This window comes from Candidatus Zixiibacteriota bacterium, from assembly GCA_014728145.1.
GTDB lineage: Bacteria > Zixibacteria > MSB-5A5 > JAABVY01 > JAABVY01 > WJMC01.
Window position 1 is genome coordinate 1 of sequence record WJMC01000216.1, and the last position, 23,279, is coordinate 23,279.

Consider the following 23,279-nt stretch of genomic DNA (forward strand, 5'->3'; position numbering starts at 1 on the left):
GGACCTCATAATCTCGAGAACGCCATGGCCGCCGGTGCCGCCGCGCTTCTGGCAGGTGTCCCTGCGGAAACGATAAGTGACGTATTTGAACAATTTCCAGGGGTGGAACACAGGCTTGAATATGTGGCCACTATCGATGGTATCCGGTTTGTCAATGATTCCAAGGCGACCAATGTCGATTCTGTCTGGTACGCGCTCCAGTCAGTAGCAGAAAAAATCGTTCTGATACTGGGAGGCAAGTACAAGGGAGGCGATCTCGAACGCCTGAATGAACTCATTACGCAAAAAGTCAGACATATAGTATTGATCGGTGAAGCCACGTCTCGCATGCGTGAAGCCTATGAACCGATCGTCAACCTGAGCCGGGCTAATTCACTTGAGGAAGCAGTCCGCATAAGTTATGAAGTCGCCCGTGAAAATGACACCGTGCTTCTGTCACCCGCCTGTGCTTCTTTCGATATGTTTCGTGACTATGAACATCGCGGGCAGGTTTTTAAACAGGCAGTCAGGGGATTGAAAAAAGATGAAAAAGAATAAAGAACATCGATTCGACTATACTCTTTTTGCAGTGGTGATGATCCTGTTGACGATCGGTGTGGTTATGATCTATTCCGCCTCGTCTTTCATGGCCCAGGTCAAATGGAACCAGAGCGAATTATTCTTCAAAAAGCAGTTGTTCTGGTTCGTGCTGGCTATCGCCACGATTTTGATCGTGTCAAAGATCAACTACACCCACTGGCGTTACATGGCATGGCCCGTTATGCTGATCTCCCTGGTCCTTCTGGCGGTGGTCCTGACTCAACGTGAAGTCAACGAAGCGCACAGGTGGATTCACGTCTTCGGGTATTCGTTGCAACCCGCGGAACTCTTCAAATATGCTCTTTTGTTGTTTACCGCCCTGTATATCGCCAAAGACGGCAGTATGGTCAACAGCATCAAAAAAATCGCCTGGCCCTGGGGCGCGTTTGTGGCGGTCGGGATCGGCCTGATCTTGCTGGAACCTGACTTGAGCATGGCCCTCTTGATGGTTGCCTCGCTGGCGGTGATCTTTTTTATGGCCGGTTTGAAGTGGCGCTACGTCCTGGCTTCGACAGTAATTCCCGTCCTGATTGGCGCTGTGATGGTGTTCGGCTTTGGCTACAAATCAGGAAGGATTACCGCGTTTTTGGATAATCAGTCTGTGGTCAGCACAAATGGCTACCAGGAATATCAATCTCTTATGGCAATCGGTTCCGGAGAATTGTTCGGCAAAGGGATTGGCCGAGGCTCGGCCAAGTTGTTTCATCTGCCGGAATCGCATACCGATTTTATTATCTCCAATGTGGCCGAGGAGGGTGGCTTTTTGCTGGTGACTATATGCCTTTCATTGTACTTGATTATAATCATTCGGGGTCTCCGGATCGCATCACTGGCCAGGGATCGTTTTGCGTTTTTTCTGGCGTTCGGTATAGTGACAATGCTATCAATAAATATAATTATAAATGTCGGAGTAGCGACAGGACTGTTGCCGACGACCGGGATGACTTTGCCGTTTCTGAGTTACGGCGGGAGTTCGATTCTGTGTTCTTCCTTTGGGATCGGTGTCCTGCTGAACATCTCACGGCATCAAAACAGGGTATCCAAGCTTTTTGAAAAACGGAAGTAAACATCTGGCGATCGCCGGTGGAGGCACTGGGGGACATATCTTCCCCGCCCTGGCTATTGCGAAAGCGGTAATGAATATGAGGCCTGAAATAAAACTGACATACCTGGGCAAGGCTACCGGCCCGGAGGCGCGGCTGGCTCGGCAGAATGATATAAGATTTTATGACATTCCCGCCCGGCCACTGGCACGCAAGCTCAGCCTGTCCAACCTGATGATCCCGTTTACGCTCTGGCGGGGGTCATCGCGTACGGTGAAACTGATCCGCAAAGAGGGAATTGGTGCGCTGATCGGTACAGGCGGGTATGTCTCGGTGCCGGCTTTAATGGGTGCTAAACGGGCGAAGATCGCGATCTTTCTGCAGGAACAAAACAGTTATCCCGGGATTGCCACAAGGCTGTATGCAAAGCACGCCAGCAGGTTGTTTATCGCCTCTTCTAAAGCGAAGAAGTACCTCTCCGCTGAATCAAGTTTCCATCAAGTCGGAAACCCGCTCCGGAGCGATTTCAAACTGCTTTCGCGTGAAGATGGTTTAGACTATTTCGACCTGTCACCGGACAAACGCACCCTGCTGGTTTTTGGTGGTTCTCAGGGAGCGCAAGCGTTGAATGACAAAATCGCTGAAAACCTGCCGTTCTTAGCAAAGCAGGGCAACCTGCAGATGATCTGGCAGGCTGGTAAAAACAATTTCAATATCTATCGTCACGCTTTTGAAGCCAGCGGTATACAGGGTGTAGTGCTGGAGTTCATCGAACGTATGGACCTCGCCTATGCCTCGGCTGATCTGGCTTTTTGTCGTTCCGGTGCATTGTCACTGGCGGAACTGGCCGCCTGCGGACTGCCGGCGATCCTGGTACCGTATCCCTGGGCAGCGGAAGACCACCAGTACCACAACGCCAAAGAATACGCTGATTCAGGCGCGGCAGTTGTGGTGAAGCAACCGGAACTGGCAGGTTTCGATCTGGTCCGCACTGTCGGCGACCTGCTTTTCGACCGGGCAAAACTCGAGCAGATGAAGAAGGCGGCGGTGAGCATGGCAGACCTGGAGGCGGCCGACAAGATCGCCGCTGAAATAATCGAGGTGATGAAATGGTAAAATTTGGCAAACTGCGTAAACTATACTTCGTCGGAATCGGCGGTATCGGTATGTCCGGGATGGCTGAGATGCTGTTCAACCTCGGTTACCAGGTCAGCGGAAGCGACCTGATGGAAAGTGAGGTTACCGATCATTTGCAGGAGATCGGCATACCGGTTTACTTCGAGCATAAAGCCGAAAATGTCGGTGACGCCAACCTGGTTGTCTATTCGGCCGCTGTTCCACAGGACAATCCGGAGCTCGAGTACGCACGCCAGAATAAGATCATTATAGTCCGCCGGGCCGAGATGCTGTCCGAGCTGATGCGTATGAAATACTCGATCGGTATCGCCGGCACGCACGGCAAGACTACCACAACCTCATTGATCGGCCAGATTATGACCCACGCCGGACTCGATCCGACCGTTATCGTGGGCGGAAGAGTGATCCAGTTCGAGACCAATATCAAGCTCGGTCATTCCGATTACCTCGTGGCTGAAGCCGATGAATACGACCGTTCTTTTTTACGTATGACCCCGACCGAGGCGGTATTGACCACTCTCGAGGAAGATCATCTCGACTGCTATGAAGATATCGATGATCTCAAGCGCGCCTTTTTGCAGTTTGCCAACAAGGTGCCTTTCTATGGAAGCGTGTTTATCAACATGGACGATCCAAACCTGGTCAGCCTGATCCCGGAATTAAATCACCCGGTAGTGACTTTTGGCCTGGCCTCACAGGCAGATTACCAGATCTCGAATATAAAAGTTGAACAGCACAGCACATCCTTCGATGTTCGTACCCGCAGGGATGAACTGGGACGAGTTACGGTTGGACTGCCGGGAGTGTTCAATGCCATGAATTCACTGGCGGCGATTGCGGTCGCGATGGAGCATGAGATTCCATTTGACAAGATTTCTGAAGGGCTGGCAAATTTCCGCGGGGTCAATCGTCGCTTCGAAATTATCGGTGAAACCAGGGGCTTCATGGTGGTGGATGACTACGGGCATCATCCGACCGAGGTAGAAGTCACCCTGCGGGCCGCCAAGCAGGGCTACGACCGTCCATTGGTAGTCGTCTTCCAGCCCCACTTGTACAGCCGTACACGGGATTTTTACCGCGATTTCGCACGCGCGCTGTTGGCGGCAGATGTTTTAATCGTGGCAAAAATATATCCCGCACGCGAAGAACCGATCGAGGGCATAACCGGGCATATCATCGTCGAATCAGCCAAAAGCTTTGGACATCAAAACTGTCACTATGTCGACGATTTCGAGCTGATACCGGAGTTCGTTTCCGAACACGCGCCGGAAAATTCGATCGTGATGACTATCGGTGCCGGTTCGATCTATCGTGTGGCACCGAAAATCCTGGAGGCCTTGGGAAAATGAAACGCTGGTTATTGAGGATAACATTGATGCTCTTCATAATGGGAGGAAGCGCGCTCTATATTGGCCTCTCGCACTATGACCTGATTAAAATCGAACAGGTTGAATGCGAGGCTTCAGCTTTGCCGTTTGCAGACCAGCTTGGTATAGTGGACAGCATTTACAGCGGAAAATCTGTTTACGATTTCCCGGCCGACAGCCTGCTGTCGGCAATAGTGGAAAAGAATCCACAAGTGTGCGCGGCCCGCTTTAAATTCGCCCCGAGCGGAGAAATCAGTTTCTCCTGCAGTTACAAGAAGCCCTGCCTGCTGTTGAGTCTGGACAAAGTCTATGGTCTCTCACCCGCGGGAGAGCTGATCCTGCCCGAAAGCGGCGATTACCCGATTCTCTCCGGCCTGGACACCAAACAGGCCCGGCTGTATCGCCGGTTGCGGACGACCCAGCTGAGCTACGCGATGAAAATCGCCCGGGTCATGAGGCAGTTTCCGGATAGTCTTTATCAATCGATTTCCATCATAGATTTAAATCATTCCTCCGGTCTCGCCCTGTATCTGGAGGACTGCCCGGCGGAGATAATCCTGGGCAGGGGGGATGAAGTTCACAAATTTGCCCGGGTCATCAGCCTGCTCGATTTCCTGCGCCTTCTGGGACGGGATGTGCAGGTCGACCTGAGGTTTTCCAATCAACTGGTTTTGAAACATGATTCAGCGACATAGAGGTGGGCTTATGGGAAAAAATATTGTTTTCACGGTGGTAGATATCGGATCGACGAAAGTCACCTGCCTGATTGCATCCCGCAATGGTCAGGAGGACCTGGAGGTGATCGGGTCCGGGACAGTACAGGTCGAGAATATCTATCGCAAAGGTATACTCAAAAATATCGATCGCGCCTCACTGGCGATCAGCGAGGCGGTGGCCAAGGCCGAATCAGAAGCCCAGCTCCGGGTCTCGAACCTCACAGTCGGATTTTCCGGGGATCACCTGCGTTCGCTCAATTCCCTGGGGGTGGTGGCGGTCTCCAAGACCCAGAACCAGATCGGCGAGCAGGATGTCGAAAGCGTAATCGAGGCCGCGCAGGCTATCAATCTTCCATTTGAACGGGAGATCCTGCATGTGCTCCCGCAGGAATTTTATATCGACCAGGGCGATGGTGTCAGGGACCCAATCGGCAATACCGGAGTGCGCCTGGAAGTCCAGGTGCATATAGTGACAGCCTCGACTGCCGCCACCCAGGCGATTTACAAGGCGGTTCGCAATGCCGGTTTCGAGATCACTAACCTGGTCATGAACCCGATCGTGGTTGGATCCTCGCTGTTGTCGGCCGAAGAGGAGGAGGTCGGTACACTGCTTCTCGATATAGGCGGATCGACTGCCGACGTCGCCGTTTACCATAAGGGCGCGGTTCGTCACACGGCCTCGATCGGTATCGGCGGTAAGTATGTCACCAATGATATCGCGGTCGGCCTGCAGATTCCCTACGGTCTTGCGGAGCAGATCAAGCTCTCCCACGGTCATTGTTTTCCGGCCGATATCGGTCCCGACGAGATGATCGATATCCCTGAGATCGGCGGTCGCAAAAAGAGCCGGATTTCGCGCGTGCTATTGGCTTCGATTATCGAGGCGCGTATGGAGGAGATCTTTTCCCTGGCGCTCAATGCCGCACGTCGTTCAGGTTACACCGACAAGCTGGCCTGCGGGTTGATCCTGACCGGGGGAGGTGCGCGCCTGCGCGGGATTGACCGCCTGGCGGAACAGGTCTTCAGCCTGCCGGTCAAAATCGGCTACCCGGAAAAAGTAAATTTACCGGAAGAAATCTGTGGTAAACCGGAGTATTCCGCCGCGGTCGGCCTGCTGGCATACAGCCTGCGTCATCCGCTGGAACAGGAGAACAGGCGCAACCTGTTCGCGCGAATGTTTAATAAAGTCGAGGAAGTAATCAGTTCTTTGTTCAATATATAGAACCTCGGAGGAGGAAGCATTATGATAGAGTTTGTGCCTGAAGACAGTAATAAAGCCAAGATCAAGGTCGTGGGTGTCGGGGGTGCCGGTGGCAACGCGGTCAACCGTATGATCGAAGCCGGTCTCACCAATGTCGAGTTCATCTCGATCAACACCGACCAGCAGGCCCTCGACGGCAGTCGGGCTTCGACCCGGATGCAGATCGGTACACGCCTGACCAAGGGGCTGGGAGCTGGTGCGGATCCGGATACCGGCCGTCGAGCGATGGAAGAGGACCGCGACAAAGTTGCCGAGGCGATCGCAGGAGCTGATATGGTATTCGTTACCGCCGGAATGGGGGGCGGTACCGGGACAGGAGCGGCACCAATTGTGGCCGAAATCGCCAAACAGCAGGGATCATTGACCGTGGCTATCGTCACAAAACCGTTCGAGTTCGAGGGGCGCAAGCGGATGAACCGGGCTATGAGCGGTATTCATGAGATCAAGGACCGGGTCGACACCTTGATCGTGATTCCTAACCAGAGACTGATCGAAATCGCCGACAAGGGCACTCCACTGGCTGAGGCGTTCTTGATCGCTGACGACGTCCTTCTGCACGCGACCCGCGGTATCTCCGACTTGATTACCGTACCCGGCCTGATCAACTGCGATTTTGCCGATGTCCGCACGGTTATGAAGGAGATGGGCGACGCGCTGATGGGTACCGGTATCTGCAGTGGCGAAGACCGCGCGCGCGAGGCCGCCTACCAGGCGATAAATTCACCGCTTCTGGAGGATCTCTCGATTGCCGGTGCACGCGGTGTATTGATCAATATCTGTGGTGGCAACGATATGACCCTGCATGAGGTCAACGAAGCGACTTCGATTATCACCGATGCCGCGGGTTCGGATGCCAACATCATTTTTGGCGCAGTCATTGATCATGAAGCAGAAGGAGAGATACGGGTCACAGTGATAGCTACCGGGTTTGGAAAAACCACCAGCGAGGGTGATTTTGATACTTCGGTTGTGGATCTTTTTACTCAACCCAAATCAGCCGGTTCTCAAAGTGAACATAGCAGAACAAGCGATGACAGAGAAAAACATCAGGAACAGCCGGAAGTTTCGGAAACAACCGAATTCAACGAGGAAAATTACGAGGTTCCGGCATATATTCGCAGAAACTATCCAAAAAACTTCGATCCCATGAAAAATAACTGACGGCTTCCAGGCCAATTTTAATTGGCGGGAAGACGGGGATGGCTCTGCTTTTTAAAGCAGAGCTTTTTTTAATGCAATCCGTGCTTTAATTTTGACTTGACTTTTTGCCAATATTTGCGTAACAAATCTTTCGAGATGACAATCGAATCGGGGTGGCCACAGGCCTGAGATTATACCCGTCGAACCTGATCCGGATAATGCCGGCGTAGGGAAAATTCAGTTTTCTGCCGCCTGATCGGGCGGTTTTTTTTGTTATTGGAGGATTTATGTCAAAGATAGAAAAATCAGCTTTTGAGACGCTTGAAAAAATGCGTCGGGAGAATCCGCTGGTACACAACATTACGAATTACGTGGTGATGAACTACACGGCCAATGCCCTTTTGTCAATGGGAGCATCTCCCGTGATGGCTCATGCCGAGGAAGAGGTGGCCGAAATGGCTTCTATCGCCGGTGCGCTGGTGATCAATATCGGCACTCTCTCAAAACCCTGGATTGCCTCTATGCTCAAGGCTGGCCGGTCCGCTAACAGCAATTCGACGCCTGTGATCCTGGATCCGGTCGGGGCGGGAGCGACCAGACTTCGTACCGATACCGCGAAGAAAATCGCCTCTGATATCGAGTTGAGCGTGGTGCGGGGTAACGCATCCGAGGTGCTCTCGATGGGGGGTAAGGAAGCTCAGACTAAGGGAGTCGATTCCACACATGATGTCGACCAGGCTAAAGAAGCTGCGGTTGCAATCGCAAAAGAACTGAATGCGGTCGTGGCAATCACCGGCAAAGTCGATTTGGTGACCGATGGCAATACCACATATCGGGTACACAATGGCCATGAACTGATGGGCATGGTGACTGGAACCGGCTGTGCCGCAACTGCAACAATCGGGGCTTTCTGTGCGGTTTGCAATGATGCTTTGACTGCGACAATTTCCGCGCTGGCATATTTTGGCCTGGCCGGTGAAGTGGCCGCGGGTAAAACCAACCTGCCCGGCTCCTATGCTGTCGCGCTGATCGATGCCTTAAATCAGGTCACTCCTGAAATGCTTTCGGAAAATATGAAAATCGAGGTCTGAGATGTCTGTCGATTACTCGCTGTATCTGGTTACGGACCGTTCCCTGTCGAGCGGGCGTTCCAATCTCGACATCGTCAAGTCCGCAGTCGAGGGCGGAGTTACTGTTGTGCAACTGCGGGAGAAATCAGCCGGCACCCGCGAGTTTTTGCATGAAGCTCTCTCGGTTGCCGACTACTGCAGTAAAAATAACGTCAGCCTGATCATAAACGACAGGATCGATATCGCCCTGGCGGTCTCTGCCGATGGTGTGCACCTGGGGCAGGATGATATGCCGATCGAGTACGCTCGTCGCATTGTTGGAAAAGAAATGATAATCGGTATTTCGGTGTTTAACGAAACCGAGGCGGTCGCGGCTCAAAAAGCAGGTGCAGATTACCTGGGGGTTTCACCGCTCTACACCACTCCCACAAAATCAGAATTGATCGAGGCGGTCGGGCTGGAGGGACTGGCACGGATCCGCCAGGCAGTCGCTGTCCCGCTGGTGGCGATCGGCAGTATCAAATCCCACAATGCCGCAGATGTGATAAAGGCCGGTGCAGACGGTATCGCGGTGGTTTCGGCGATCGTCTCAGACCCTGATCCGAAACAGGCGGCATCAGATCTTGTTACAGTAATACGGAAAGCGCGTGAGGAGATATCATGAAATTAAAGGAACTGGGCGAATTCGGGTTTATCGACAGGATAAAAGTCGATGCCCTGTCAAGGCTCGAAGAGGATCTCGTTGGTATCGGTGATGACTGCGCTTTGTTTCAGGTTTCTCAGGGCAGGTCGATTCTCTTGACCACCGATATGCTGGTCGAGAGGGTTCACTTTTTGCTGGACAAGATGACGCTTTTCCAACTCGGGTACAAAGCCCTGGCAGTGAATCTCTCCGATATTGCCGCCAGCGGAGGGATCGCGCGTGAAGCCTTTATCTCGATTGCAGTACCTGAAAAAATCGAAGTCGCCGATCTGGAGGATATCTATCGCGGTATGAAAGCCCTGGCAGTCAAGTACGATGTCAATATCACCGGGGGCGATACAACCGGATCATTTATCGACCTTGTGATCAATATCGCTGTAACCGGTGAGATTGAAAAAGAGCAGGCTCTTTACAGAAACGGCGCGAGAGCAGGCGACCTGATCTGTGTCACCGGGAATCTTGGTGATTCGGCTACCGGGCTCGATATTCTATTGAATCATCCCGAACTCAAATCCGATTTTGAATCTCTCGTGAGCCAGCACCTCACTCCCGAGCCTCATCTGAAGCAGGGTCGGTTGATCGCGAAATCCAAACTGGCCTCGGCTATGATGGATATCTCCGATGGTCTCGCTTCGGATATCCGCCATATCTGCAAAGCGTCGGGTGTCGGCGCCGAAATCGAAATCGAACAGCTTCCACTTTCCCGTGACTATCAAAAATACGCCCATGAGCATTTAAACGATCCGCTCAAGACCGCCCTTGGAGTGGGAGAAGATTACTGCCTTTTGGTAACATTGAAGCGGTCGAATTATGACGCGCTCTCGCGTGAGATGTCAGCTAACGGATATGTTTTGCACGCTGTCGGTAAAATCACGGATAGCCGAGAGATAACTTTAAAGCATCCCGATGGTCGTACTGAACAATTACAATGGGGAGGCTGGGATCATTTCAAGGAGAAGGATGTATGAGCGATATCAAACCGGTTGTGATGACCATAGCGGGTTCGGATTCCGGTGGCGGTGCGGGAATCCAGGCAGACCTCAAGACTTTCACCGCCCTGCAAACATTCGGCACCACAGCGATCACCTCGCTGACATCGCAGAACCTCTCCGGGGTGCGTTCTATCCAGGCTGTCAAACCGGAGATAGTGCGCGATCAGATCGAGTTGGTGGCGGAGGGTTTTTCAGTACGGGCAGTCAAAACCGGCATGCTTTACTCGGCGGAGATAATCGAAATAATCGCGCAGACTCTGGAAAAACTTGAGCTCCCAAACCTTGTGGTAGATCCTGTTTTCGCCGCTACCTCGGGTGCCAGGCTGATCGAGGATGAGGCCGTCGAAACTCTAAAAAGCCGACTCTTCCCGCTGGCTAAAGTGATCACCCCCAACCTGGCCGAGGCGGAATATCTTGCTGGTATGAAGATCGAGGAGACAGATCAAATGAAAAAAGCGCTGGATCTGCTGGTTAAGAGATATCCGGATGCCGTGTTCGTGATCAAGGGAGGCCATCTCAAAGAGCGCGCGCTCGATCTGTATGGAGGCGGAGGGATCGAAGCTGGCGAGTTATCCTCACCCATGGTTGCGAATGTCAACAGCCATGGTTCCGGATGTACATTCGCCTCGGCGATAGCGGCTAATCTGGCTCATGGTAAAGATGTTGTCGAAGCGATGAAAGAAGCCAAGTTATATATCGATGGCGGGTTGAAAAACAGCCTTATCCTTGATGGCGATCTGCGTCTGATAGACCATTTCTGGCAGAAATAGAAATCACTTTTTAAAGCGCTTGGTGAGGATCTCCATCACTTCTTTTTCAAGCTTACCGAGGTATTTTTCGTAGGCGCGGATATTCTCCACCAGGTCGCCATCATAGACCGCTTCAGGCAACTCCTGGTTGAGGGTACGTTTGAGCCGGGCGACTTTTTCATCAGGAATGTTTTCCGCGTTTTCATCTTCAGAAGCCAGGCGATCGAGTGCCATCCGGATCGTCTCGGCGTCCTGCACCATCTTGTCACGCAGAATCTCGAGATCATGCATATAGCGCGCGTGCCTGCGGTTGAGCTGTTCTCTGAGGTCAGCGAAAATCCCTTCGCGGGAGTATTCATTTTTCATTCTGGACCCGTGGCCTGCAAGGATTTCAGAGAGTATATCTTTGACCGATGGTTTCCCGCGGTCAGTCAGTTTAAGCTTTTTTGCCATTTCCGATACTTTGCGATTTCAGGTCTTTAACAATGTTATACGCAGCTTCCGGGTTAGAGATTCCAGAAGCCGCCTCGCTCATTGCCTCCCTTTTTTCACGGTCTTCGATCAATTGCCTGAGCCGGTATTGCAGGCTGGCCATCTGGGTGATCTTGAATCCGGCACCATGCTCCAAAAGATACTCAGCATTGTGCTCCTCCTGGCCGGGATAGGGACGATAGACCGCAAGCGGCAACCCCGCGGCAAGACATTCCGAGGTCGTCAATCCTCCCGATTTGCTGATAGCCAGATCAGCGACCGCCATCAATTCTTCCATGAAATCGATATAACCAAATATACGATATGATATGCGGTTTTCAACAAATATCTTCTTATATTTTTCAGGCAGGGGCCACTGTTTGCCGGCCACCAGTATCAGTTGCAGGGGATGATCGATATTGCTGATGAAATGCACGAACAGGTCGAAATTCCGTTGCGAGAAAACATCGCGAAAAACCAGAAGCGTCAATATGTCCGGGTCGAGGTTGAACTTCTTGCGCAATTCGCTTTTATCCGGAAGGTTACAATACTTCGGATTAATCGGGATACCATGCACCCCGATTTTATTCTCATTGAGGTTAAGACGTTCCTTGATTGCCAGAAGCTCCGATTTCATGAATTCAGCCGGTACGAAAACCCTGTCGGTCCAGGGGCTGAGCCAGATCGAATGCAGGGCAAAATCGGTAACTATTATTGAATAATGAAAGTCGAAGCGGTTCAACTTGCGCAACAGCACTGCACTGTCGGATGCTAAAAAGTGAGTCGAGACCACGTAATCCGGCCTGACCTGCACCATCTTGCGGATAAACCTCTTTAAAATGAAATTGCGCATCGACCAGCCGAACGGGGTGGGGGGCTTGTACTTTGTTATCTCCTCATCATGGGAATACAGGATGCCCCATAGCCAGGGTGTTTTGGTAACCGAGATGTCGTAGCCCTTGCTGTATAGACTGGAAAAAATCGAGTTAGTATATGTGAGCACATCCTCAAGGTAGACATCATCCTGCGGATACATCTCCTTCCAGGCCTGCTTCAGTGAGGTCGAGGCCGCAAGGTGCCCCGAGCCAGTTGAAGCATACAATATTAAAGCGGTCTGTCTGTCGTTGTTTTTCATCATATCACCTATGATTATCTCGGCTTTCAGGACATTTTACTTGATTTTAGGCCGTGTATCGATATCTTGAATATACGGTTGATTCCCCGGCAGTCAACCATCAACATTGCGCAGAATAATGGAATATAATTCAAATGGAAACAGATGCGGGGGAATGACCTGCCCGTTTTGACCTTAGCCTGCAACCGGGAGTACTGCGAATGAACGCCAACTTCAAGTCTCGTATGAAAATAATTTAAAAAAAGTGGATCTCGAGGGTTAAAAATGTTAGCCCGAAGTCGATAAGTAAAATAGTTTCACATAAAAACAATTAATGAATCAGGATAACATTAAAAAAGATGCAATTCGCCGGGACTGTTCAGTTATGAGATTCTTTTCTGCTGTGGAAGCGACCCTGTTTGAGAACCTGCGCGAATTCTGCTGTTGTTTTGAGTATTCCAATATGGCTTTAAGCCTGCGACAATTGATTAATTCTGAAACCTGTTTCAAGTCGGAGTATGTTGCGGTCACTCCTGACGAGGCAGGTTTTTCTGCCGGTAACAGATTCCGGAACACCTCGCTTTTTGAGGACAATCCGGTTTCAGATACAAACGATATCTTCTACCAGTACGATGGGGTAGAAATTTCCTGCAATGTAACTGACAATTATGAGAGGCGTGCACGGCTTTTGTGCGGCCTGGCGTTGCCGGAATCAACACATAAATCTGCTCGCGATGAAACCCTGAACCTGTCACGAGCTCTCAAGCGCGAGATAGATTACAACCTCAAGCCGGGGCTGATGCGTTCACGCGACTCACTCTCGGTATTCATTCACCAGTTGCGCAACCCGCTGGCCACTGTAATCACGGCCGCCTCGCAAATTGAATCCAAGACCGATGACCGCTTCGATGATGATGACCGGATGCTGATGCAGTTTATAATCACTGAATCAGAACGGATCGAGAAATTTTTAAATATGTATTCACGCTACAATAAGGCGCGTCGCCTGGATATCCGCCAGATTCGTCTGGTTAACCTGGTCGATATTCTCAGGGAAGCCTGTGGCAAGATCGAAGCTGATGGTGTCGAGGTCGAATTCGCCTCGGGGATTGCTGACGGCCATATCTTTGTCGATGCTGATCCCGAGAAACTGTCCGAGGCCCTGACCCAGCTCGCACGCAACGGCATTGAAGCACTCGCTGGTCAAGCTGGCAGGATTCGTGTTGAAATTTCAAATGATCACAACCAAATCATTATAAAAGTTACTGATAATGGACCTGGAATCAGGCCGGAGATACTAAGGAAGGTAAAAGAGCCCTTTTTTTCCACCAAGGAAGGTGGTTCCGGTCTGGGATTAAGCGTGGTATCCAGGATTGCCTCGGCTCACGGGGGCCGGCTGGTTATCGATTCGGAAGGCCGACGGAAGACACAGGTCGCTATGCAGTTACCGTGCAAAAAAACGTTGTAATATAGAGGAGAAATGGGCTGTACAATGGATAGGATTTTGATCGTTGATGATGAAGTTGCCCTCCGGCAATCATTGACCATTCTGCTATCGCGCAAGGGCTACGCGGTCGACACCGCATCCAGCGCCGACGAGGCATTGACAATCATGGAATCCAGGCGTTATGACCTGGTGATCACGGACTTGAGAATGGAAGATATGGACGGCATGCAGCTTCTAAATAAAGTTAAAACCACTCATCCCGACACCGAAGTTATTCTGATGACCGCCTACGGTTCGATCGGCGGGGCGGTGGAGGCGATGAAACTGGGTGCTTTCGACTATGTAACCAAACCGTTCAAAAACGACCAATTGATCGTGGTAGTAGAGAAGTCCCTGGAGAGGCGCAAGCTGATCTCGGAGGTAAAATACCTGCGCGAAGCCCTCCAGAAAGACTTTTCCGAGGACAATATCGTAGTCCAGTCCGAACAGATGCGTTCTGTGATGGATCTGGTGCGCAAGATCGCACCCCAGAATTTATCAGTCCTGATTACCGGCGACTCCGGTACCGGAAAGGAAGTGATCGCCAAAGCGATTCACAATATATCCGACCGTTCAGGCAATCGCTTTATGGCGGTAAACTGCTCGGCTATGCCGGAACAACTCCTGGAAAGCGAGCTGTTCGGTCACATGAAAGGTTCCTTCACCGGCGCTACCGCCAGCAAGAAGGGGATGTTCGAGGAAGCTTCGGACGGAACTCTGCTTCTGGATGAAATCGGTGATATGCCCCTGGGACTGCAATCCAAGCTGTTGCGGGTCCTCGAAGAGAAAGCGATCAAGCCGGTCGGTTCCAACCTCGAAGTCGAGACCGATGTGCGTGTACTCGCCGCAACCAACAAAAACCTGGCAGAGATGGTCAAAGAGGGCAAATTCCGCGAAGACCTGTACTACCGCCTGGATGTTATCAGACTGCATATACCACCATTGAACGAACGACGCGAAGATATCGTGCCCCTGGCCGAATTTTTCCTCAGGCAGTATCGAGACGAGCTCGGCAAGCCCTCGATCAATCTGGGAAATTCCGCTGTCAATGCTCTGATAAATCACAGTTGGCCCGGCAATGTACGTGAACTGAAAAATACGATCAAGCGCTCGATGGCACTGGCCAACAAGGACATCCTGGAAAGCGAAGATGTCTACTTCGTCCCGTCCGATTTAAGCGCGCCCAAACCGGGACGCCTGGAGATCAAGCGACCTCCCGAGAACAACACGCTCGAGGACAGCCAGAGAGAGCATATCAGGCGAGCCCTGATAGCCAATAACTGGAATTATACCAAGACCTCCAAGCAACTCGGAATCGGCAGAACCACGCTCTGGCGCAAGGTCAAAAAGTATGACCTGAAACAGGAATTGGTTTCTCATTGAAACGGCCCGAACAAAAATAGAACAGCGTAAGTTCTATTTTAGAACATAGATATTAAAAGGGGATTTTGGAGGGCTGTTAAAGATTATATACAGCAACGACTTGCAGTCTGTGAATAATCTTTTCAGTATGGCATGGTAATTGCAAAAAGCTGGGTGTCATGGAAGATCAAATCCTGAAAAAAGAAATCCTTTTGGTGGATGACAACCTCAGTTTTTTGAAGTCGATGCAACTCGCGCTAAAGAAGATCGGCCTCAAATGCCAGATCTGTCAGAATCTGCAGATGGCGCGCGATTATCTGCAGGACAGAAAATACGATCTGGTAATCTGCGATTATTTTATGCCTGATTGTGATGGTAAATCCGCTCTGGATGAGTTAGGTGAGTTAAACCGCAGTTGTCAGCTGGTGTTGACGTCCTCCTATCCTCTCGATATGGAATTCAAAAAGACGGACAGGTTTGTTTTTGTAGACAAGCTGAGTCTGTTAGAGTGGATATCGGACAATCATGTACAATACCAAATCGCCTGAAGAAGACCAGTTCTATCAAAACAGCTATATCGATTCAAGACTCAACCGCACGGTTCTTGAAGACAGCAGGCCGGAAATCGGGTTTACCGACAAGGCCCAGAACGCGGTATTCAAAAGCCTCAAAAAGGTCATCAAAAATTCATATACCAGAAATGAACTGTTCATCAAACTGACCTCACGGCTGGACAAGTTTTTTTCAATAAACCGTGCCAGTATGGCATTTTACGAGGAATCCAGAGATCTCGTCAGTATTCCCTACATGATGGCAAACAGGGAGTACAAAAGCGGGGTTCAGATAAATTTCGTCGCCACCAACTCAATTATTACAAATGTCCTCTTGAAACGTAAGATATTCGTGCGCGATTTTCCCCATTTTCTGGCGATTAACGAACTCGAAAAGAAGATACTACTCGACCGTGAATCCAATTGCCTGGCAGTTGTACCGCTGATCTGCGGAGAGGAATTAGTGGGGACCCTGAATTTCGCCTCGGCGTCGTATTTCGCCTTTAGCCTGCTGGAGTCCCACCTGTTGGATTACCTGTTCGAAAGGACCGCTGAGAAACTGTTGGAATTGCCCCGTTGATCCGGATAATAACATAATCCTAACAAAACTAACCTAAAACAGCATCTTTTTTTGATATTTACTCAATTTTGAGCGTATAATCCTGTGGAAATCAGGATAAAAAAATGTTAAAAAATTAATTGAAATTTGTTGGCATAAGCTTATTTTTGTAAACAGCTTAAAACAGAATAATTCTCAGAACTTACCTGTCGCTTAACCTGTTTTAAGACAATTGGCACAAGTAAACACCATTTGTGTTCTACCTGCGATCTCAAAGGGGTTGAAATATGAAGTTAGTCAGGTTACATGCCTGGACCAAAGACCTCAAGGAAGCCGCAAAAATCCAGGAGAATCTGGCACATTTTGTTGATCTGAATCTTCCTCCAAAAGAAATCGAGCTGATAGCCGGCGCTGACGTGGCTTATTCCAAAAAAGACAACGCCGTCTTTGCCAGTATCGTGGTAATGAATTATCCCGAACTGACGCCCCTGGAGAAGGTCAAGGCGCAGTCATATGCCGATTTCCCCTACGTTCCCGGGTTTCTGACATTTCGTGAAGGACCGGTGCTGGTTAAAGCGCTTGAAAGGGTGCAGCGAGTGCCGGACTTGATCCTGTTCGACGGCAATGGTATCGCTCATCCCAAAGGAATCGGCCTGGCGACTCACCTGGGCGTGATCCTGGATCTGCCCACTGTCGGTTGCGCCAAAAAGAAGCTTTTGGGCAATCATCATGAGGTACCTGACCAGTTCGGTGCTCAAGTACCGCTTGAACATGAGGATAAACAGATCGGCGCAGTGGTGCGTACCCGGGTCGGGGTAAAACCTTTGTATATTTCAGCCGGCAACAAGATAGGTCTGGACGACGCGGTCGAATTGGTTTTGTCGGCAACCCGCGGTTACCGTCTGCCCGAACCCCAGAGGCTGGCTCATGTCCTGGTCAACAAGATGCGTCGCAATTACGACAACCGCAAGAAAGATAACCGCGGTAATCATAAAAACCGCAACAAGCAGAGACAGATACGATAGTTTCCATGCTGGATGATATCAGGCAGCTCGCAGATAAATTTTATCCCCGCATGCTCGAACTGCGGCGTTTTTTTCATGCCCACCCCGAACTGGCTTTCGAGGAGAAGCTGACTTCTGAGAAAATACAGGCGACCCTTCAAGATCTCGGGATCGACTTTAAAGTCATGGCAAAAACCGGGGTAGTTGGCACCCTGACCGGCAACAAGCAGTCCCCGTTGTGCGCGTTGCGTTCGGATATCGATGCTCTTCCGATTCTGGAAAAAACAGAACTTGAATTCAAGTCGAAGTATCCCGGCCGAATGCACGCCTGCGGGCATGATATACATATGGCTTCCGTATTGGGCGCGGCCATGATCCTTGTAAAACTGCGCGATAAACTTCCCGGTTCGGTGCGTTTTATCTTCCAGCCGGCCGAGGAACAGCCGCCCGGGGGTGCGATCAAGCTGATTGATGAAGGTGTAATGGAAAAACCCGCTGTGGATATGATTTTCGGACTGCATACTGATCCGAATATCGATGTCGGGAAAATCGGTCTGCGTGACGGTGTTCTGATGTCAGAAGTGCTGGATTTTAACCTTTCGGTGAAAGGCCGGGGTGGTCATGGTGCCCGTCCGCACGATACCGTCGACGCTGTCGTTATAGCTTCACAGCTGGTGACGGCACTGCAGACGATTGTGTCCCGCAATATCGACCCGATCGAGAACGCGGTCCTGACGATTGGCCGCATGAGCGGTGGAAGCGCGCGCAACGTGATTGCCAATGAAGTAAATCTCGAGGGCACGATCCGGGGCACCTCGTCTGAAACCGTCAGGCTGGTTAAAGCCCGTCTCGAGAAGACCTGCCGGAACATCTCGGAGGCTTTCGAGGCTTCTTTCGAACTCGATTATATCGCCGGTTACCCGGTGCTGATCAATAATTCCGATGCTAACTTCTATATTACCCGCGCGGCCGAGGCACTATTCGGTGCGGAATGCCTGACATATTTAGATAATCCGGGACTGGGGGGCGAAGATTTCTCGCGCTACCTTGAGCATGCGCCCGGTGCCATGTTTCGCCTGGGAATTCGCAACGCGGAAATCGGGGCGGTCCATCAATGGCACAGTGACCGCTATTTGTGCGATGAAAAATCTCTGTTATACGCCAGCTCCATTCTGGCAGGTGCAGTTTACAGTTTTCTAAATCATCAAAAGTGAGTATATTGCCCTCAGATATGTGTACTCGAACCAGGATCAGGATTAAATAAGTGAATACCAGATATACGTTGTTGGGATTAGTAGTGCTGATTTTTCTTCTTTGCGCCAGTGCTTTTGCGATCGACAGACGTGGATATTATCCCGAGGACTGGATCAGTTACACCAATACGCGCTACGTTCGCTCCATCGCGGTCGGATTTTACAATGTCTATTTCGGCACAACCCAGGGGATATTGCAGTATGATATGAACCGCGAACAGTGGCTGGATCCGATAACTTCCTCGGATGGTCTGCCTGACGACGAGATAAATATGATTACGGTTACCGATGACGGCAATCGTATCCATGTCAATACCCCCAGCGGAAATTATATGTACGAGACCGCTTTCAAGGAATGGTACCCGAGTGACTTGTTTCCGATCAGTGAAGTCAGAAACGATCTGAACCAGATCGGGACATTCGAAACTTATATTGCCCCCTTCGGTTTTCATATCCAGCAACCCCATGTGATCACCGGCCCGGAACTGCGTGAATACCCGATTTCGACCGCTGTCAAGAGTTCCCAGGGCGATATCTGGCTGGGAACATGGGGGCTGGGGCCGGGATTGATAGAAAGCTACGGGGTAGAGATCGACCTGCTCAAGTTCGGACTGTATACATCAGACTGCCGAACCATGTATCTTAATGATGACAGGTTTTATTTTGGCGGCAGAACCAACTTTCGAGGTGAAAATGCGCTTACTATCTGGAATCGTGCAGATAACAGCTGGAAATATATTGAAGCCCGCTATGACAACAGTTTTATTTCTGACCAGGTCAACGCAATTACCAGTGTCGACGACAATATCTTTATGGCGACAGATTTTGGCCTGGTAAGTATGAGCCCGGATGGTACAGTCCGTAAATCCTACGGTTCCCCGGGATATTTTCAGACTGACCTGCTTTTGTCTTTGGAGCATCATGGCAAATACCTTTTTACGGGATCCGATAAGGGAATGTATTACCTCGACCTGGAGGGCGATTCAGTCGAATATATGGGCGGTCAGTTGATGGCTAACGCCGCGGTTTTAGATATCGAATATTACAAAAACGACCTCTGGCTGGGGACAGATGTCGGAGCTGTGCGCTATGATTTCAAGACTTCGCGCTTTTATCGCTACGGCTCGACCGGAGGGGTGTTGCTCGGATTTATGATTGATATAGAAGCCGACCCATCAGAGGGACTTTGGTTTGCCGGGGAGCATCACCTGGTCTGGATGGATGACAGCTTTAACGAGCGGGAAAGGTTCAGTATCGATGCCGATCTGGATGGGTTTTCGCCCAATAAGCTGGCAGTGGGTGAACGCTTTTTATGGGTCGCCACTGATTACGGGATGTATCGCTATGATCGTCTCAAGCATTACTGGAAGCATTACCTTGAAGACGACGGTATCATCGACAACAGGGTTTACGACCTGTTACTTGACGGTGATTATCTCTGGATCGCTACGGCCGGCGGTGTAACCCGTTTCTACTGGAACAACCCGATGCGTTCCAAGGATTATTGACCGCGTAAATGTTGATAATTGACATAGGGGCTGAATTAGTGTAACATTCACCTGCGGGGACTGTGAATGGTGGAAATTATTACAAGAAATCTGACGCTTAAAATCGTCGCTTTAGTTTTAGCGGGATTGTTCTGGTTTCATGTCGTCACCGAAAAGGAGTATAACCACGAATTCGAGGTGCCGTTTGTGTTCCAGGGAATCTCGGATGGTTTGATTTTGACCACACCTCCGCCTGAGCGAATCCATGTTCGCCTTTCGGGAACAGGGAAGGAATTACTCGGCTATATCTTCAAAAAACCGGCCCTGATATACCAGACCGCTATCGATGAACGGGGTATTTACCCGGTTGAGCTGACTTCGGAGGATCTCTATTTCGATGACAATATTCAAGCCGAAGTTGTCGATGTGATCGAACCCCGCGAGCTCAAGTTCCGAATAGAGAATGTGCGCGAGAAAGTCGTGGATGTGATACCGAAAGTCGATATCACGCCGGCTCTCGGATATGTCAAACTGGGCGAACTCGAGGTGCAACCGGACACGGTCAAGGTCAGCGGTCCTCAGAGGGTGGTGCGGTATCTCAGATCGGTCTCCACACGCGAACTTAAATTCGATGATGTCAAAAAAAATATCGACGAGAATATTCGTCTTGAGGTTGCCGACACGCTGTTTATAACTCCGGAAAGCACGACCGTAAATATATTTCAGAGGATCGTGCCGATAGTCGAAAAACGGTTCGGTCCCCTGGCAATCGAAACCTATAATACAAAGTTGTTCGATTCAACACTGATATATCCGGATTCGATCTACCTGCAGATAGAAGGCCCCCGTGGATTGATTGACAGCCTTGAAATCAACAACTTCTCGGCTATTATTAACTTCCGCGGGCTCGAAGCCGGCAGTACACTGGTTATGCCGGATGTGGTCGTGCCGGATGGTTACAAGCTTATCGAAACCGATCCCAACTCAGTTATCGTCAAAGCCTACAAAAGTGAAAATACTGGGAATTGAAACATCCTGCGACGAGACCTCGGTAGCTGTCGTTGAGGACACCCGGCGGATTTTAGTCAACCATATCTACTCTCAGGTAGATCATGAAAAATATGGTGGTATCGTACCCGAGATAGCATCCCGTCAACAGTTGAAGAAACTGCCACCGCTGTATGATTCAGCCCTGCTTGAAGCCGGGATAGACCTTGGGGATGTCGACGGAATTGCTGTCACGATGGGTCCCGGGCTGGTGGGGTCGCTTCTGGTCGGTGTCAATTTTGCCAAAGGACTGTCATGGGCATCCGGTCTTCCACTGGTGGGAATCAATCATATCGAAGGCCATATCTTTTCCAACCTGCTTGAACATGATGACCTCGTGCCGCCTTTTATTGCGCTGGTGGTTTCAGGTGGTCATACGATGCTGTTTTACATACGGGAACTGCTCGAGTACGAACTACTGGGGCAGACGCGTGATGACGCCGCCGGTGAGGCTTATGACAAGGTCGCCAAGTTACTCGGGCTCGGTTATCCGGGAGGGAAGGTTATCGATGATCTGGCCGGAAAAGGTGATCCCGGTTTTTACAAGTTTCCACGTGCTTTTATCAAAGATAATTCCTTCGAATTCTCTTTTTCCGGGCTGAAGACCGCTGTGCTTCTGTACCTCCGTGAAAAGGGGGAATCATATGTGCGTACAAATCTTGAGCATATCTGTGCATCTTTCCAGGAGGCCGTTGTCGATGTACTGGTTGCAAAGGCAATGCTGGCGCTGGACAGTTACGATTGCCCTAAAATTGCCCTGGCGGGCGGAGTGGCGGCCAATTCCCGCCTGCGGGAGAAGCTCAAACAAGAGGTGGAAGAAGCCGGCGCTGAATTGTACTATCCCTCGCTGCCGCTATGTACCGACAACGCCGCCATGATTGCCGCCGCCGGCTGTAAGCGTCTCGAACGAGGCCACAAGTCTGACCTGGACTTGAATGCTTTTCCATATCTCCCTCTGGCTGAATAGACTATTGACAGCCCGTCCCCGGTTTTTTAATTTATTCCCCATTGCATGGGGGATTTGACATGAAATTCGAAATCTATCTGGGAGATATCACGGATCAGGAGACCGACGCGATTGTCAATGCCGCCAACAATCACCTCTGGATGGGTTCCGGGGTAGCCGGTGCAATCAAGCGCAAAGGTGGCCCGATGATCGAGGACGAAGCCGTCAAGGTGGGGCCAATCGATGTCGGTCAGGCAGTTGCCACAAATGCCGGCAATCTCAAAGCAAGGTATGTTATCCATGCCGCCGGTATGGGCCAGGATTTGCAGACAGCCGATGAACTGGTGCGTACATCCACACTCTCATCTCTGAAAGAAGCGGAACGATTGAAACTGAAATCGATCGCTTTCCCGGCCATAGGAACCGGAGTCGGCGGGCTGGATATGCGTCGTTGTGCGGAGATTATGATCGAGGTCATCAAGGGTTTTGAGCCTGAATTTTTGCGGAAAGTCCGTTTTGTGCTCTTCGATCAGAACTCTTACAAAGTCTTTAAAGAGGTGGCCGAAATCTAAGCTGGTTTATCATCATCACCAGTCTCTCTTTCCGGCCTCATTTCGTCGTTGATCTCGTCTTCGGGCAATACCGCGAGTTTTTCGTTGTGGGTAGCATTGCGTATGTCCAGAAAGCCGATCACCTGGGCAGAGACCATGATGTTTAAAAAGTAACTTGCAATGAAGAAGAATATAAACACAAGTGAGATCATTACAAATACCGAGCCGGCGGTCATGGACCAGTTCAAATCCAAAGCATAGCCGACATCCAGGAGCTCATTGACGTCGATAGATATCCCCGGCAAGAGAGTTGTGAAAAACGTAATGAACGGGCAATGGATAAAAAACTCCCTGGCCGCTGATGAAAACAGCTCAGCCTGTTTGTCGCCCATGGCCAATTTTGTACTCCAGTTCGTAAACTGAATCGCCCTGATTGAGAAATAAGTCAGTACGAAGACGCTGATCTTGGCCAGAACCAGCGATCCCGCGGTATAAAGCGACCATCGCAAGGGCTGTGTGGTGACCGCCGCGAAAGAATCGAACAGCGCTGTCATGGCGTCCTCGCCCTTGACCGCGGTCACCGCCGGCCCGAGCAGGATAAATGTGCTCAACAAAAATATCACCAGTACCGCAAACAGCGAGACCACGAAGAAGGGGAAATCGTAGAAAAAGCCATAGATCAATTCACCGA

Annotated in this window: 23 protein-coding genes and 1 riboswitch; of the genes, 21 read left to right on the forward strand and 2 right to left on the reverse strand. The window is 50.6% G+C overall.

All coding sequences use genetic code 11. The features are described 5' to 3' along the window. From GF404_12185 to thiD, 11 genes are all read left to right on the forward strand, one after another. A partial coding sequence (locus GF404_12185) for a UDP-N-acetylmuramoyl-L-alanine--D-glutamate ligase (GenBank protein MBD3382941.1) occupies positions 1–537 on the forward strand: 537 nt, incomplete at its 5' end. Then, entirely contained in the window at positions 524–1,645 is a 1,122-nt protein-coding gene (gene ftsW, locus GF404_12190; protein ID MBD3382942.1) for a putative lipid II flippase FtsW, read from the forward strand. The genes GF404_12185 and ftsW, both read left to right, overlap by 14 nt. Further along, positions 1,605–2,738: an undecaprenyldiphospho-muramoylpentapeptide beta-N-acetylglucosaminyltransferase gene (murG, locus tag GF404_12195; GenBank protein MBD3382943.1), complete on the forward strand. Its 1,134-nt coding sequence runs from the start codon at positions 1,605–1,607 to the stop codon at positions 2,736–2,738. The genes ftsW and murG overlap by 41 nt, the downstream gene beginning before the upstream one ends. Further along, positions 2,732–4,108, forward strand: coding sequence for a UDP-N-acetylmuramate--L-alanine ligase (locus tag GF404_12200; protein ID MBD3382944.1), 1,377 nt, complete (start codon positions 2,732–2,734; stop codon positions 4,106–4,108). Before murG ends, GF404_12200 begins: the two co-directional genes overlap by 7 nt. After that, positions 4,105–4,821, forward strand: a complete 717-nt coding sequence (locus GF404_12205) for a hypothetical protein (GenBank protein MBD3382945.1) — start codon at positions 4,105–4,107, stop codon at positions 4,819–4,821. Before GF404_12200 ends, GF404_12205 begins: the two co-directional genes overlap by 4 nt. Next, positions 4,805–6,064: a cell division protein FtsA gene (gene ftsA, locus GF404_12210; GenBank protein ID MBD3382946.1), complete on the forward strand. Its 1,260-nt coding sequence runs from the start codon at positions 4,805–4,807 to the stop codon at positions 6,062–6,064. Before GF404_12205 ends, ftsA begins: the two co-directional genes overlap by 17 nt. 21 nt (positions 6,065–6,085) lie before the next feature. Continuing rightward, entirely contained in the window at positions 6,086–7,264 is a 1,179-nt protein-coding gene (gene ftsZ / locus GF404_12215; GenBank protein MBD3382947.1) for a cell division protein FtsZ, read from the forward strand. A gap of 138 nt (positions 7,265–7,402) precedes the next feature. Then, positions 7,403–7,494, forward strand: a riboswitch (TPP riboswitch). 36 nt (positions 7,495–7,530) lie between these two features. Further along, positions 7,531–8,334 (forward strand): hydroxyethylthiazole kinase, encoded by an 804-nt coding sequence (gene thiM, locus GF404_12220; protein ID MBD3382948.1) that lies wholly within the window; start codon positions 7,531–7,533, stop codon positions 8,332–8,334. A 1-nt stretch (position 8,335) separates the two neighbouring features. After that, complete coding sequence (thiE, locus tag GF404_12225; protein ID MBD3382949.1) at positions 8,336–8,977, forward strand: thiamine phosphate synthase; 642 nt, start codon at positions 8,336–8,338, stop codon at positions 8,975–8,977. Continuing rightward, a complete protein-coding gene (thiL, locus tag GF404_12230) occupies positions 8,974–9,984 on the forward strand; it encodes a thiamine-phosphate kinase (protein MBD3382950.1) in 1,011 nt (336 codons plus the stop codon). Before thiE ends, thiL begins: the two co-directional genes overlap by 4 nt. Before the next feature lie 20 nt (positions 9,985–10,004). Next, on the forward strand, positions 10,005–10,778 hold the full coding sequence (thiD, locus tag GF404_12235) for a bifunctional hydroxymethylpyrimidine kinase/phosphomethylpyrimidine kinase (protein ID MBD3382951.1): 774 nt from the start codon (positions 10,005–10,007) through the stop codon (positions 10,776–10,778). A 3-nt stretch (positions 10,779–10,781) separates the two neighbouring features. Here thiD and GF404_12240 read toward each other — a convergent pair whose 3' ends face one another. Beyond that, the gene (locus GF404_12240) at positions 10,782–11,210 is read right to left on the reverse strand and encodes a hypothetical protein (GenBank protein MBD3382952.1); all 429 of its coding nucleotides are present in this window, start codon (positions 11,208–11,210) and stop codon (positions 10,782–10,784) included. Then, on the reverse strand, positions 11,194–12,366 hold the full coding sequence (locus tag GF404_12245) for a glycosyltransferase (protein MBD3382953.1): 1,173 nt from the start codon (positions 12,364–12,366) through the stop codon (positions 11,194–11,196). The genes GF404_12240 and GF404_12245 overlap by 17 nt, the downstream gene beginning before the upstream one ends. Positions 12,367–12,676: 310 nt before the next feature. On the opposite strand from GF404_12245, the gene GF404_12250 reads away from it, so the two are divergent. The 10 genes from GF404_12250 to GF404_12295 all read left to right on the forward strand — a co-directional run bounded on the left by GF404_12250 (position 12,677) and on the right by GF404_12295 (position 22,609). Further along, positions 12,677–13,810 carry a hypothetical protein gene (locus tag GF404_12250; GenBank protein MBD3382954.1) on the forward strand — a complete coding sequence of 378 codons (1,134 nt, stop codon included), beginning with the start codon at positions 12,677–12,679 and terminating at the stop codon, positions 13,808–13,810. A 12-nt stretch (positions 13,811–13,822) separates the two neighbouring features. Beyond that, the gene (locus tag GF404_12255; GenBank protein MBD3382955.1) at positions 13,823–15,211 is read left to right on the forward strand and encodes a response regulator; all 1,389 of its coding nucleotides are present in this window, start codon (positions 13,823–13,825) and stop codon (positions 15,209–15,211) included. Positions 15,212–15,369: 158 nt separating this feature from the next. After that, entirely contained in the window at positions 15,370–15,738 is a 369-nt protein-coding gene (locus GF404_12260) for a response regulator (GenBank protein MBD3382956.1), read from the forward strand. Next, entirely contained in the window at positions 15,716–16,321 is a 606-nt protein-coding gene (locus GF404_12265) for a hypothetical protein (GenBank protein MBD3382957.1), read from the forward strand. The genes GF404_12260 and GF404_12265 overlap by 23 nt, the downstream gene beginning before the upstream one ends. Positions 16,322–16,587: 266 nt before the next feature. Next, positions 16,588–17,325 carry an endonuclease V gene (locus tag GF404_12270; protein ID MBD3382958.1) on the forward strand — a complete coding sequence of 246 codons (738 nt, stop codon included), beginning with the start codon at positions 16,588–16,590 and terminating at the stop codon, positions 17,323–17,325. 5 nt (positions 17,326–17,330) lie between these two features. Continuing rightward, entirely contained in the window at positions 17,331–18,518 is a 1,188-nt protein-coding gene (locus GF404_12275; GenBank protein ID MBD3382959.1) for an amidohydrolase, read from the forward strand. 50 nt (positions 18,519–18,568) lie between these two features. Then, positions 18,569–20,065 carry a hypothetical protein gene (locus GF404_12280; GenBank protein ID MBD3382960.1) on the forward strand — a complete coding sequence of 499 codons (1,497 nt, stop codon included), beginning with the start codon at positions 18,569–18,571 and terminating at the stop codon, positions 20,063–20,065. A 66-nt stretch (positions 20,066–20,131) separates the two neighbouring features. Then, complete coding sequence (locus GF404_12285; GenBank protein MBD3382961.1) at positions 20,132–21,073, forward strand: hypothetical protein; 942 nt, start codon at positions 20,132–20,134, stop codon at positions 21,071–21,073. Beyond that, positions 20,997–22,058: a tRNA (adenosine(37)-N6)-threonylcarbamoyltransferase complex transferase subunit TsaD gene (tsaD, locus tag GF404_12290; protein MBD3382962.1), complete on the forward strand. Its 1,062-nt coding sequence runs from the start codon at positions 20,997–20,999 to the stop codon at positions 22,056–22,058. Before GF404_12285 ends, tsaD begins: the two co-directional genes overlap by 77 nt. 59 nt (positions 22,059–22,117) lie before the next feature. Next, a complete protein-coding gene (locus GF404_12295) occupies positions 22,118–22,609 on the forward strand; it encodes a hypothetical protein (GenBank protein MBD3382963.1) in 492 nt (163 codons plus the stop codon). Positions 22,610–23,279: the final 670 nt, after the last annotated feature.